Origin of the sequence: Streptomyces spirodelae, from assembly GCF_017676385.1 — a bacterium.
Taxonomy (GTDB): Bacteria; Actinomycetota; Actinomycetes; order Streptomycetales; family Streptomycetaceae; genus Streptomyces; species Streptomyces spirodelae.
The window spans coordinates 26,295-38,668 of record NZ_JAFFZN010000019.1; the positions used below are offsets into that span (position 1 = coordinate 26,295).

The following is a 12,374-nucleotide window of genomic DNA, read 5'->3' on the forward strand; positions in this document are numbered from 1 at the left end:
ACCCGGTGGCCCCGCACCCCCAAGCGCCGTACGCGCCGCAGGCGGAGCGCGACGCGATGCGCCGTGCCATCGCCCTCGCCGCGCGGGGGCTCGGCTCCACCAGCCCCAATCCCGTCGTCGGCTGCGTCGTCCTCGACCAGGCGGGACGCACCGTGGGGGAGGGCTGGCACCAGCGCGCAGGCGGCCCGCACGCGGAGGTACACGCGCTCGCCGAAGCCGGCGAGGACGCCCGCGGCGGCACCGCTGTCGTCACTCTCGAACCCTGCGACCACACCGGGCGCACCGGCCCCTGCGCGCAGGCGCTCATCGACGCGGGCATCTCCCGTGTCGTCTACGCCGTCTCCGACCCCAGCCCGAACGCCGCGGGCGGCGCGCTCACACTGGCCGCCGCCGGTATCGACGTCGAGGGCGGTCTGCTGGCCGACGAGGCCGCGGCCGGCAACGCCGCTTGGCTGACCTCCGTACTGCACGGCCGTCCGTATGTGACCTGGAAGTACGCCGCCACCCTCGACGGCAGAACCGCGGCGGCCGACGGCTCCAGCCGCTGGATCACCTCGGCCGAGGCCCGTGCCGACGTGCACCGGCTGCGCGCCGAGTCCGACGCCGTCCTGGTCGGTGCCGGTACCGCCCGCGCCGACGACCCGCACCTGGCCGTGCGGGACGTGCCCGGCGCCGTCCAGCCGCTCCGCGTCGTCCTCGACACCGAGGCGTCGGTCGTCCGGGCCGGGGCGCGCGTGCTCGACGACGCGGCGCCCACAGTGATCGCCGTCGCCCAGGACGCGGACACCGCCGCGCTGGAGGCCGCAGCCGGCGCGAGCCCGGCCGAGGTGCTGCGGCTGCCCCGCGCGGTGGACGGCGCGGGGCTCGACCTGGACGCGCTGCTGACCGCCCTGCAGACCCGCGATGTCCGTGCCGTGCTGCTGGAGGGCGGCGCCACCTTGGCGGGCTCCTTCGTCGCCGCCGGACTGGTCGACCGGGTGGTCGGCTACCTCGCCCCCGTACTGCTGGGCGCGGGACCGCCCGCTCTGGGCGAGGCCGGAATCAGCACCATCGCACAGGCGTTGCGGCTGACCGTGAGCGAGACCGTTCGACTCGGCCCCGACCTGCGGATCACCGCCGTGGGCGCCACCGCGCCGCAGACAGTGCGCACGGCCGCCGCCGCGAGCACCACGGCGAGCACGCGCACCGCAAACCCCACTGGCACCGCCACCACCACCGGCCCCGCCACCGCGCGGGCCGAGCAGTCCGAGCAGCCCGAGGAGTCCTGAGTGTTCACCGGAATCGTGGAAGAGCTGGGCGAGGTCGTCGCCGTCGAGGACCAGGGCGCTTCGGCCCGGCTGCGGCTGCGCGGACCGCGCGTGACCGCCGACGCACGGCACGGCGACTCGATCGCGGTCAACGGCGTGTGCCTGACCGTCGTGGAGACGGGCGACGGCGAGTTCACCGCCGACGTCATGGCCGAGACCCTGCACCGCTCCAGCCTCGGGGTACTCACCGCGGGCTCGCCCGTCAACCTGGAGCGCCCGATGGTGCTCGGCGGGCGGCTCGACGGCCACCTCGTCCAGGGGCACGTCGACGGCACCGGCACCATCACCGCGCGGCACGACGCGGACAGCGGCACGGTCCTCACGGTCGCGCTGCCCGAGGGGCTGGGGCGGTACCTGGTCGAGAAGGGCTCCATCACCGTGGACGGCGTCAGCCTCACGGTCGTGGAGGCCACCGACGACCACTTCACCGTCTCCCTCATCCCCACCACGCTCTCGCTCACCACGCTGGGCACCAAGCAGCCCGGCGACCCGGTCAACCTGGAGGTCGACGTCCTGGCCAAGTACGTCGAGCGGCTGCTGGGAGCCTCGGCGCCGGGCCTCGCCGACGAGCTCCGCCGGAGCGGGGCGACCCGATGAGCGGCCTCCACTGGTTGAACCAGGAGGCGTTCTCCGCCTTCGGGCAGCACGTCATCTGGTCCGACATGCTCGGCAACCTCATGGGGCTGCTCGGCCTGGCGCTGGGCTGGCGGCGCTCCATAGGCACCTGGCCCGCGCAGCTGCTGTCCGGGCTGATACTCGTCGGTGCCTTCGCCTCCGCGCATCTGGCGGGCGGGGTCGGCAAGCAGCTCCTGGTCATCGGGGTGGCGCTGTGGGGCTGGCGGCAGTGGCGGCGCGGCAACCAGCAGGCGCAGGACGGCTCCATCGCCGTACGGTTCGCCACCTGGCGCGAACGCGGACTGCTCGCACTCGGCACCGCGCTGGGCACCGCCGCCGTCGGCACCCTCTTCACCCTCGTCCCGTCCCTCTCGTGGAGCCCCTGGGCTGACGCCTACATCTTCGTCGGCACGCTGGCGGCGATGGTGGCCCAGGCCCGCGGCCTGGTCGAGTTCTGGTTCGCCTGGCTGCTGGTGGACGTGGTCGGGGTGCCGCTCGCCTTCAGCAGCGGGCTGGCCTTCTCCGGCCTCGTCTACGTCGTCTACCTCGGCCTCGTCCTGTGGGGCCTGCGCGCCTGGTGGCAGCGCTCCCGCGGGGAAGCCCGCGCACTGGCCGCAGCGCGCGTGGAGCCCGCGCTCAACTCCGCCGGGGCCACGCCGACCGCCGCGCAGCGGACGTGGAGCACGCCACCCGAGCGCACCATCAAGGAAGGAGCACGCCCATGACCGCGCTGCCGAACTGGTACGACGCACCGCCGGCCCCGCGCCTCCCCGTCCCCGGGGAACCGGCGGACGCCGACGAGTCGTTCGCGCTCGCGCTCGACCCCGTCGAGGAGGCGATCCGCGACATCGGCGAGGGCCGTCCGGTCGTGGTCGTCGACGACGAGAGCCGGGAGAACGAGGGCGACCTGGTGATGGCCGCCGAGCTGGTCACTCCCGAGATCGTCGCCTTCATGATGAGCGAGTGCCGCGGCCTGATCTGCACCCCGATGGAGGGCACCGACCTGGACCGGCTCGCACTGCCCCAGATGGTCGCCGAGAACACCGAATCCATGGGCACCGCGTTCACCGTCACCGTCGACGCGACGCGCGCCCACGGCGTCACCACCGGCATCTCGGCCGCCGACCGCGCCGCCACCATCCGGCTGCTCGCCGACCCCGACACCACCCCGGAGGACTTCGTCCGCCCCGGGCACGCCTTCCCGCTGCGCGCCAAGCCGGGCGGGGTGCTCGCCCGCCCCGGGCACACCGAGGCGGGTGTGGACCTGGCCCGGCTGGCCGGGCTGCGGCCCGCCGCCGCCATCGTGGAGATCGCCGGCGAGGACGGCACCATGCTGCGGCTGCCCGAGCTGGTGCCGTTCGCGCGCAAGCACGGGCTGCGGATCATCTCCATCGAGGACCTGATCGCCTACCGCCGCTCCGCCGAGCCCACCGTGCGGCGCGAGGCGGAGACCCGGCTGCCCACCCGGCACGGCGAGTTCCGCGCCTACGGCTACCGCTCGACCGTCGACGGGGTGGAGCACATCGCCCTGGTCACCGGCGACCTCACTGGTCCGGGCGACCCCGCGGGCGGAGAGGACGTGCTCGTACGGGTGCATTCCGAGTGCCTGACCGGTGATGTCTTCGGCTCCCAGCGTTGCGACTGCGGGCCCCAGCTGGAGGCGTCCTTGGAGCGCGTCCAACAGGAGGGCCGGGGCGTTGTGCTCTACCTGCGCGGGCACGAGGGCCGGGGGATCGGGCTGATGTCCAAGCTGCGCGCCTACGAGCTGCAGGAGCGCGGCCGCGACACCCTCGACGCCAACCTGGAACTGGGTCTCCCCGCCGACGCCCGCGACTACGCGGCCGCCGCGCAGATCCTCACCGACCTGGGCGTCAGGTCGCTGCGGCTGATGACCAACAACCCGGAGAAGACCGCCGCGATGGTGCGGCACGGGCTGCGCGTCACCGGCCGGGAGCCGATGCCGGTGCAGGCGGGCGAGCACAACCTGCGCTATCTGCGCACCAAGCGCGACCGGATGGGCCACGACCTGCCGTGGCTGGACGCCGACCGCACCTCGCCCTGCGGTACGCAGTAACAACCGGCCACCGTAGGCCACCGACAACAGCACCACCACACTTCGAACACGAGGAGCACCGTGAGCGGCAAGGGCGCACCCGAACTGACCGTCAAGAACTGCCAGGACCTGCGCGTGGCCGTGGTCGCCGCGCAGTGGCACCAGCAGGTCATGGACGGCCTCGTCGACGGCGCCCTGCGGGCGCTGGGCGAGCTGGGCATCGACGAGCCCACCCTGCTGCGCGTCCCCGGCAGCTTCGAGCTGCCCGTCGTCGCCAAGGTCCTCGCCGACCGCGGATACGACGCGATCGTGGCGCTCGGCGTCGTCGTCCGGGGCGGCACCCCGCACTTCGACTACGTCTGCCAGGGCGTCACCCAGGGCCTCACCGAGGTCTCGGTCCGCACCGGCGTCCCCATCGGGTTCGGCGTGCTGACCTGCGACGACGAGGAGCAGGCCATCGCCCGCGCCGGGCTGCCCGGCTCCACCGAGGACAAGGGCCACGAGGCCGTCACCGCGGCCGTGGCGACGGCCGCGACTCTGCGCACCGTCGCAGAGCCCTGGCGGTGAGCGGCCCGGGCCACCACGTAGGCTGTCAGGCACCATGGCGAACAAGACATTCGAGCAGCTCTTCGCCGAGCTGCAGCACAAGGCCGCCACCGGCGACCCCAGCACCTCCCGCACCGCCGAGCTCGCCGCGCAGGGCGTGCACGCCATCGGCAAGAAGATCGTGGAGGAGGCCGCGGAAGTCTGGATGGCGGCCGAGCACGAGGGCGACGAGCGCACCGCCGAGGAGATCTCGCAGCTCCTCTACCATCTGCAGGTGCTCATGGCCGCGAAGGGCCTGTCCCTCGACGACGTATACGCTCATCTCTGAGCGCCGTCGCTCCCCTTTCCGTTCCTCCCGCTCCTCCTCCACCTCACGCTCCACTTCACGAACAAAGGAAGCTCATGCTGCGCATCGCCGTCCCCAACAAGGGTTCCCTCTCCGGCCCTGCCGGGGAGATGCTGCATGAGGCCGGGTACCAGCAGCGCAAGGCGACCAAGGAACTCGTCCTGGTGGACCCGGAGAACGAGGTCGAGTTCTTCTACCTGCGCCCCCGCGACATCGCGATCTACGTCAGCTCCGGCCGGCTCGACATCGGCATCACGGGGCGGGATCTGCTGCTGGACTCCGGGGCGCAGGCCGAGGAGGTCCTCCCCCTCGGCTTCGCCCGCTCCACCTTCCGCTACGCCGCCAAGCCCGGCACCGTGGATACCCTCGACGACCTCACCGGGCTGACGGTCGCCACCTCCTACGAGGGCATCGTCGCCAAGCACTTGGCGGACAAGGGCATCGACGCCTCCGTCGTACACCTGGACGGTGCCGTGGAGACCGCCATCGAACTGGGTGTGGCACAGGTCATCGCGGACGTCGTGGAGACCGGCACCTCGCTGCGGAACGCGGGTCTGGAGATCGTCGGCGAGCCGATCATGCAGTCCGAGGCCGTCGTCATCCGGCGCACCGGAGCCGACCCGGACGGGCCCAAGGTGCAGCAGTTCCTGCGCCGTCTCCAGGGCGTCCTGGTGGCCCGCAGCTACGTGATGATGGACTACGACATCCGCGCCGAGCACCTGGAGCAGGCCGTGGCGCTCACCCCGGGCCTGGAGTCACCGACCATCTCCCCGCTGCACGACCAGGGCTGGGTCGCCGTACGCTCCATGGTGCGTACCACCGAGGCGCAGCGGATCATGGACGACCTCTACGACCTGGGCGCCCGCGCCATCCTCACCACGGGCATCCACGCCTGCCGCCTGTGACCCGTGTCCGGAGCCCACTGATGACCGACAGCCCGGCGCCCTGCGCGCTTCCCGTCACATTCCGGCCCACCCGCACCCGCGCGGTACTCCTGACGGCGGGACTCGCCGCCTTCGTGGTCCTCACCGTCGTCTCGCTGATGCTCCAGATCGGCGGCGGTGAGCGGGCGAGCTTCATCTGCACGGGCGTGCTCTTCCTCGGCGTGCTGGTGCTGTTGAGCCGTCCCCGGGTGACGGCCGACGAGGACGGGGTGACGGTCGTCAACCTCACGACCAAGCGGCGTCTCGAATGGGCGCAGGTGCTCGCCGTGCGGCTGCGGCCCGGCGACCCGTGGGTCTCGCTGGACCTCGCCGACGGCACCAACCTGCCCGCCATGGGCATCCAGCCGGGAATCGCCAAGCAGCAGGCGCTCGCCCAAGCGCGTGCCCTGCGTGCTCTCGTCGAGGTCAAGGGCACGCCCCAGGACGCCTCGAACGGCACGGCGGACCGCGCCGGGGGCGAGACCGGGACCGACGCCGAAAAGTAGCAGCTCCGCCGCCGGGTCCGGCAACCCTCGGCACGGTGCCGCGCGTCTTCGCGGGGTGTCGACCAGTGTCTACTCTGGTGCACACCGGCATGAGCCGCCCCGCGCCCCCGCGCGGGCACCTGCGAACCGAGGAGTGACCACCTCCAGCGATGGACGGATCGTCCTGTAGTACGTGCGCCGCGTCCCGGCTGAACGGGGGCGTGGCATGACCCTCCCGCTAGTGCTGCTCGGTGTGGCGTTCCTGCTCGTCCTCGCCAACGGCTTCTTCGTCGCGGCGGAGTTCGGGCTCGTCACCGTCGAGAAACCCGAGGCCGAACGTGCCGCCGCACAGGGCGACCGGAAGGCCCGCGCCGTGGTCCGTGCCCTGCCGGAGCTGTCCTTCCAGCTCTCCGGCACACAGCTCGGCATCACCCTCACCTCTCTGATCACCGGCATGCTCGCCGAACCCGCGCTGGCCCGGCTGCTGGACGGCCCGTTGACCGCGGTGGGGACACCACCGGGCGCGGTCGGCGGCGTCGCCGTCGGCACCGGCATGCTGACCGCCTCGGCCGTCCAGATGGTCGTGGGCGAACTGGTGCCCAAGAACTGGGCCGTCTCCCGGCCGCTGGCGGTGGCCAGGTTCGTGGCCGGGCCGCAGCGCCTCTTCTCGCGCACGTTCCGCCCCGTGATCGCGGGTCTGAACGCGGCGGCCAACCGTATGGTGCGGCTCTTCGGCGTCCAGCCCGCCGAGGAGCTGGCCTCCGCCCGCACCCCGGGCGAACTCGTCTCGCTGGCACACCACTCGGCCCGCGCCGGCGCCCTCGAACAGGACACCGCAGACCTGTTCGTGCGCACTCTGGCACTGGGCGGGCTGACAGCGCAGCACGTGATGACACCGCGGGTCCGGGTCAGTGCTCTGCAGGCACTGGCCACCGCCGAGGACGTCCTCAACCTCACCCGCGCCACCGGACTGTCCCGCTTCCCCGTCTACCAGGACACGCTCGACGAGGTCGTCGGCATGGTGCACCTCAAGGACGCCCTCGCCGTCCCCGCGGACCTGCGGCTGCACACCCCCGCGGTCCGTATCGCCGTCCCCGCGCTGCACGTCCCGCAGACCCTCCCCGTGCGGCCGCTGCTGGCACGGCTGCGCAGCGAACAGCCCATCGCGGTCGTCGTGGACGAGTACGGCGGCACCGCGGGCGTCGTCACACTGGAGGACATCGTCGAGGAGATCGTCGGCGAGGTACGCGACGAACACGACGGACAGCTCTACGCCGAACTGCCCGAACTGGCCCCCGCCCCGCCCGACCCGGAGGGCCGCCCTGCCTGGGACGCCGACGGCAGCTGCCGGGTGGGCGCGCTGCGCGGTATCGGCCTGGAGGTGCCCGAAGGGCCGTACGAGACCGTGGCGGGACTCGTCGCCGACCTGCTGGGCCGCATTCCGGCGCCCGGCGACACCGCACGGCTGCGGGTGCCGAACGCCCGCACCGGGGACGGCGGCCGGGAGTGGCAGTTGAAGGTGCGGCAGGTGGCACACCACCGTGCCGAGCGGGTCCGCATCGTGGCCCAGGACCGCGCCGCGGGCCCCGCCACGGGCGGACCCGCAGGCCGGCGGGACGGCGACCCCCCGCGCCCGGCCCGCAGCATGGAAGCGGCGGCGTCATGAGCGTCCTCCAACTCCTGTTCGCCGCGCTGCTGGTGCTGGCCAACGGCTTCTTCGTCGGCGCCGAGTTCGCGCTCGTGTCCGTACGCCGCAGCCAGATCGAACCCCTCGCGGCCGACGGCTCGGCGCGCGCCCGGCGCGTGCTGCGCGGGCTGGAGACGCTGCCGCAGATGATGGCGGCGGCGCAGTTCGGCATCACGGTGTGCTCACTGACCCTGGGCGCCGTCGCCGAGCCCACGCTGGCACACCTGCTGGAGCCCGCCTTCCACGCCGTGCGGCTGCCGCATGCGCTGGTGCACCCCGTGGGCTATGTGATCGCCCTGGCCGTCGTGGTCTTCTTCCACCTCGTGGTGGGCGAGATGGTGCCCAAGAACCTCGCCATGGCGGCGCCCGAGCACACTGCGCTGTGGCTCGGCCCCGGGCTGGTCGCCTTCGCGCGGCTGACCCGCCCGGTCACCGCGGCACTGGGGGCGTGCTCGACCGTCATCCTGCGGCTCTTCCGCGTCGAGCCCAAGGACGAGGTCGCCGCCGCCTTCACCAGCGAACAGCTCAACCAACTGGTGCGGGACTCCCGGCAGGCCGGGCTGCTGGAGGCCGACGAGCACGAACGGCTGGCCGACGCCCTGGAGCTGGGCTCCCGGCCGCTGACCGAGGTCCTGCTGGGCGGTACCGAGCTGGTCACCGTCGGCACCGACGTCACCCCGCGCCAGGTGGAGGAGCTGACCGTACGCACCGGCTACTCCCGCTTCCCGGTGCGCGCAGACGACGGCGGTTTCCTGGGGTATCTGCACGTCAAGGACGTACTCGACCTGGAGGAGGCGGACCGCGCGGTGCCGCAGCGGCTCTGGCGGCCGATGACGACGTTGCGCGGCGAGCTGCCGCTGGACGACGCCCTCACCGCCATGCGGGCCGGCGCCTCGCATCTGGCGGCCGTCGCGGACGCCTCGGGCCGGGTGCTGGGCCTGGCGGCCCTGGAGGACGTGCTGGAGATGCTGGTGGGCGAGGTGCACGACCCCGCCCACACCGACACCCACCCGGACCCGCACACCGACACCCGTACGGAACCTGCGGGGAGCGGGCCGGGACAGGGGCTGCCCACCGCCCGGCACCTGTCGGACGGCTTCAGCCCAGCGGCGGCTGCGGGCCGGGAGGAGGACCGTCGGGACCCCGCCCCGACAGCACCTCGCCGTACGCCTGCATGAGGTCGGGCAGCCGCAGCGTGGCCAGGTCGTCGCGGGTGGGGGTGCCCGCGTAGCCGGACAGCCGCAGATCGCGGTAGGCGCAGCTCTTCTCGTAGAGGGTGCGCAGGAAGCGGCCGTTGCCCAGCTCGTCGATCCAGCCCTGGTCGACCACGTGTCCGCTGATGCTGCGCAGCTCCTCCAGCGCCTCCTCGTCCCACACATCGCCGTTGTCGGCCGCCAGCACCTCGCCGATGGCCGTCAGCTCCAGCGGCCGGTAGCTGGGGAAGTCGACCCGCGTGGTGAAGCGGGAGGACAGGCCCGGGTTGGCCGCCAGCAGCCTGTCCATCCCCTCCGGGTAGCCGGCCAGGATCACCACCAGCTGGTCCCGGTTGTCCTCGGCGCGCTTGAGCAGCACCTGCAGCGCCTCGTCGCCGTACGCGTCACCCTTGGTGTAGCCCGAGTTGGACAGCGCGTACGCTTCGTCGACGAACAGCACCCCGCCGAGCGCCGAGTCGATCAGCTCGTTGGCCTTGACCGCGGTCTGCCCCAGGAACTCGCCTACCAGGTCGGCGCGCTGGGCCTCGACCAAATGGTCGCCGTCGAGCAGCCCCAGTGCGTAGAAGGCCCGTCCCAGGATGCGCGCCACCGTGGTCTTGCCCGTACCCGAGGGGCCGGAGAAGACGAAGTGCCGCTTGGGCGGCTGCACCGGCAGGCCCTGGCCGGCCCGCAGCCGTGCCATGTGCAACTGCGCCGACAGGGCCCGTACTTGGCGTTTGACCGGCTCCAGGCCGACCATCCGCTCCAGCTCCTCCAGCGCCTGGGCGAGCAGCACCGGATCGGAGGGGCCCGAGGGCAGCCTGCCGTCGCCGGACGGGGACCCGCGCCGCAACAGCACACTGCTGTCCACCCGGATCGGTTCGGCCGGGTCGCCGGAGTCCTCCAGCCGCAGTCCGTCGGCCTCCGGGTCCACCACCGGGTCGGCGGATTCGGCCGCGTCCCGCAGCTCCGCCGGAGGTCCGTCCTGGGCCGGGTCCGGTACGCCCGTCTCCTGCGCCCCACCGCCCGGGGGCCCGCCGGTGTCCTGGCGGCGCTCGGTGCCGCTGTCCCGGAGCCCGGCGCCGTCCCGGGGGGCCGCGCCGTCCCCTTGCCAGGCCCCGTCGTCCAGACGCCTGCCGCGGTCGGTGGGCAGGGCGCCGTCGGAGGGCTCGGCCGGGTCGGCGGGCTGTGCCGGGTCGCCGGGCGCCTCGGGGCCACGGTCGAAGAGCTCCTGGGCCGCGTTGCCGTTGGAGCCGTCCGGCCCGCCCAGGCCGCCGGAGAGCACAGCGGCCGCCAGATCCTCGGCCGAGCCGCCTATGCCGTCGTTCTCGGCGATGGTCGTCAGCCGGGCCGAGGTGTCCATGAACGTCGGGTCGATACGGTGCACGGCCCGGTACAGCGGCAGGGCCGCCGCGCTGCGGCCGGTGCCCTCGCGGGCGCGGGCCAGCCAGTAGCGCAGCTCCTTGCGCTGCGGCTGTTCGCTGCGGCAGCGCATCAGCGCGGCGGCCAGCAGCGGCTCGGCCTGTCCGTACATCTCCAGCCGCACCCGGGCCATGCCCGCGAACAGTCCGGCCTCGATGCCCAGCAGCGGGTCGTCCACCAGCGGCTCGGTGTGGGCGACCAGCCCCTCCCAGTCCTTGGCCAGGTAGGCGCGGCAGGCGTGCAGGAACCGTACCTGCGGATCGGTGTCGACCGGGGGGCAGCCGGCCAGGGCCCGGTCGAGTTCGGCCACATGGCGGCCGTCGAGCCAGTGCGAGGCGTGCGCGAGCAGCAGATCGCGCTCGTACTCGAGCACCGGCTGAACCCACCAGCCCAGCCAGTACCAGGAGTTGAGGGTGCGCCCGTGCCGGGCGCGCTGCTCACCGAAGCGGTCCCTGTGGTGGTACATCCGCAGCAGCGCGGTCGCGGTGTCGGCGCGCAGCGCGTGCAGCCCCAGCCAGGCGTCCGCCATTCCCGGATCGAGCCGCACTGCGGTGCGGAACTCCTCCTCGGCCTGGGCGTATCCGCCGACGGTGTACGCGTCCACCCCGCGAAGCCAGGCGAGTTCGGCCGGGGCGTGCAGGCCCTGGGGGTCCTGCGTGCCGAAGTTCATCACGTCCCCCACGAAACGTCCCCCGATCTGCCGGGTATCACCCGGGGTTCCCACGCTGTTTCGCATCGTACCCGTGCTCAGGGCGCTGTCGAAGGGCGCCGCAGGCCGCATCACGGGGCGCGGAACGGGGCGGTCGAGCGGGGCGCGAGAGGGAGTTCCGGTGGGGAGGCTTCCCCAAGGGCGCTACGAAGAGTAAGAGAAACGGAAAGAAGTCATTCCGCTTGGCTGTTCCAGGGCAGAACGAAGCCCCCGGTCACGGGGGAACAACCGGGGGCTTCGCGTATGAAGACGGCCTGCGTAGGCCGCTTGTTGGAAACGTAATCGGTCCGGCGCCAATGGTCAAGCCGCCTGGTTGCACTCGGTGCCGTGGGATGGCTGTCAACTGCCACGAGTTATACGGAGGGTCATATTCAACGGGGCGTCCGGCGCCTCGCCCGTGCTCCCCCGTACCTCGTACCCCGTGCGCCCCTCGCCCGTCTCGCGCACCAGGAAGTCCGCGAACGGGCGCGAGGGATCGGCAGCGAAGTGCGCGCGCTCCGCCGGCACCCACCGCGCCCAGAAGCCCCGTTGACCGGGCCCATCCCGCCGTCGGCCGCGCCGCCACGCGTCCTCTGCCGCCATGTCGGCCCACAACAGGCAGGCCAGCAGCGGTCGCAGCGCTGCCCGGCCCGCTCCCACGCCCTCGACGAGAACGACCGGAGCGGGCGGCAGCACGGCCTCGGTCGTATACGCGCCCGCCACCCAGTCGTAGCTCACGTAGCGTGCCGGCTCGCCACGCCCCAATGGTTCGAGCACCTGCCGGGTGAGCCGCTCCATCCAGCCGAACAGCGCCTCGTGGCAGGCCAGATCGTCCAGGTGGAGCACCGGCGCCCCGCCCAGCAGCTGAGAGAGCCGCCGCGCCAGCGTCGTCTTGCCGGACCCCGCGTGCCCGTCCAGCCCCACCAGCCGCACCGGGCCGCAGGAAGCGGGCAGCGCGGCCAGCCGGTCGGCGAGCGCTTCGAGAGTGAGCGGAGCGGGCATTCCCCCAGCGTACGTCCGGCTCGGACAGGTGTGCGGTGCCGCCTCACCCCGGGGACCGGCCACGCTGTGTCACTGGCCGGGCCAATGACGACGGCATGCCGAGCGGC

At 73.1% G+C, this 12,374-nt stretch carries 12 protein-coding genes; 10 read left to right on the forward strand and 2 right to left on the reverse strand.

The annotated features are described in order from the left end of the window. The first annotated feature begins 56 nt into the window (after positions 1–56). The 10 genes from ribD (at position 57) to JW592_RS20270 (ending at position 9,140) form a co-directional block, all read left to right on the forward strand. Complete coding sequence (ribD, locus tag JW592_RS20225; protein WP_209266670.1) at positions 57–1,268, forward strand: bifunctional diaminohydroxyphosphoribosylaminopyrimidine deaminase/5-amino-6-(5-phosphoribosylamino)uracil reductase RibD; 1,212 nt, start codon at positions 57–59, stop codon at positions 1,266–1,268. Then, complete coding sequence (locus JW592_RS20230; RefSeq protein WP_209266583.1) at positions 1,269–1,904, forward strand: riboflavin synthase; 636 nt, start codon at positions 1,269–1,271, stop codon at positions 1,902–1,904. Next, entirely contained in the window at positions 1,901–2,647 is a 747-nt protein-coding gene (locus JW592_RS20235; RefSeq protein WP_229376474.1) for a nicotinamide mononucleotide transporter family protein, read from the forward strand. The genes JW592_RS20230 and JW592_RS20235 overlap by 4 nt, the downstream gene beginning before the upstream one ends. Further along, entirely contained in the window at positions 2,644–3,996 is a 1,353-nt protein-coding gene (locus JW592_RS20240) for a bifunctional 3,4-dihydroxy-2-butanone-4-phosphate synthase/GTP cyclohydrolase II (RefSeq protein WP_209266584.1), read from the forward strand. Before JW592_RS20235 ends, JW592_RS20240 begins: the two co-directional genes overlap by 4 nt. 60 nt (positions 3,997–4,056) lie before the next feature. Then, entirely contained in the window at positions 4,057–4,542 is a 486-nt protein-coding gene (gene ribH, locus JW592_RS20245; RefSeq protein ID WP_209266585.1) for a 6,7-dimethyl-8-ribityllumazine synthase, read from the forward strand. A gap of 34 nt (positions 4,543–4,576) precedes the next feature. Further along, the gene (locus JW592_RS20250) at positions 4,577–4,849 is read left to right on the forward strand and encodes a phosphoribosyl-ATP diphosphatase (protein WP_209266586.1); all 273 of its coding nucleotides are present in this window, start codon (positions 4,577–4,579) and stop codon (positions 4,847–4,849) included. Between the two features lie 74 nt (positions 4,850–4,923). After that, on the forward strand, positions 4,924–5,772 hold the full coding sequence (gene hisG, locus JW592_RS20255) for an ATP phosphoribosyltransferase (protein WP_209266587.1): 849 nt from the start codon (positions 4,924–4,926) through the stop codon (positions 5,770–5,772). A gap of 20 nt (positions 5,773–5,792) precedes the next feature. Beyond that, positions 5,793–6,296 carry a PH domain-containing protein gene (locus JW592_RS20260; protein WP_209266588.1) on the forward strand — a complete coding sequence of 168 codons (504 nt, stop codon included), beginning with the start codon at positions 5,793–5,795 and terminating at the stop codon, positions 6,294–6,296. 205 nt (positions 6,297–6,501) lie between these two features. Then, entirely contained in the window at positions 6,502–7,941 is a 1,440-nt protein-coding gene (locus tag JW592_RS20265; protein ID WP_209266589.1) for a hemolysin family protein, read from the forward strand. After that, a complete protein-coding gene (locus JW592_RS20270; protein ID WP_209266590.1) occupies positions 7,938–9,140 on the forward strand; it encodes a hemolysin family protein in 1,203 nt (400 codons plus the stop codon). The genes JW592_RS20265 and JW592_RS20270 overlap by 4 nt, the downstream gene beginning before the upstream one ends. Here the strand turns inward: JW592_RS20270 and JW592_RS20275 are convergent. Together JW592_RS20275 and JW592_RS20280 are read right to left on the reverse strand one after the other, a co-directional pair. Next, the gene (locus JW592_RS20275) at positions 9,061–11,247 is read right to left on the reverse strand and encodes an AAA family ATPase (protein WP_209266671.1); all 2,187 of its coding nucleotides are present in this window, start codon (positions 11,245–11,247) and stop codon (positions 9,061–9,063) included. The two genes, JW592_RS20270 and JW592_RS20275, sit on opposite strands and share 80 nt — an antisense overlap. 378 nt (positions 11,248–11,625) lie before the next feature. Further along, positions 11,626–12,267 (reverse strand): uridine kinase family protein, encoded by a 642-nt coding sequence (locus tag JW592_RS20280; protein WP_209266591.1) that lies wholly within the window; start codon positions 12,265–12,267, stop codon positions 11,626–11,628. Positions 12,268–12,374: the final 107 nt, after the last annotated feature.

Coding starts and splice junctions, on each gene's coding strand:
- ribD (WP_209266670.1), top strand. CDS start 57: ATGCGCCGTGCCATCGCCCTCGCCGCGCGGGGGCTCGGCTCCACCAGC.
- JW592_RS20235 (WP_229376474.1), top strand. CDS start 1,901: ATGAGCGGCCTCCACTGGTTGAACCAGGAGGCGTTCTCCGCCTTCGGG.
- JW592_RS20240 (WP_209266584.1), top strand. CDS start 2,644: ATGACCGCGCTGCCGAACTGGTACGACGCACCGCCGGCCCCGCGCCTC.
- JW592_RS20250 (WP_209266586.1), top strand. CDS start 4,577: ATGGCGAACAAGACATTCGAGCAGCTCTTCGCCGAGCTGCAGCACAAG.
- hisG (WP_209266587.1), top strand. CDS start 4,924: ATGCTGCGCATCGCCGTCCCCAACAAGGGTTCCCTCTCCGGCCCTGCC.
- JW592_RS20260 (WP_209266588.1), top strand. CDS start 5,793: ATGACCGACAGCCCGGCGCCCTGCGCGCTTCCCGTCACATTCCGGCCC.
- JW592_RS20265 (WP_209266589.1), top strand. CDS start 6,502: ATGACCCTCCCGCTAGTGCTGCTCGGTGTGGCGTTCCTGCTCGTCCTC.
- JW592_RS20270 (WP_209266590.1), top strand. CDS start 7,938: ATGAGCGTCCTCCAACTCCTGTTCGCCGCGCTGCTGGTGCTGGCCAAC.
- JW592_RS20275 (WP_209266671.1), bottom strand. CDS start 11,247: ATGAACTTCGGCACGCAGGACCCCCAGGGCCTGCACGCCCCGGCCGAA.
- JW592_RS20280 (WP_209266591.1), bottom strand. CDS start 12,267: ATGCCCGCTCCGCTCACTCTCGAAGCGCTCGCCGACCGGCTGGCCGCG.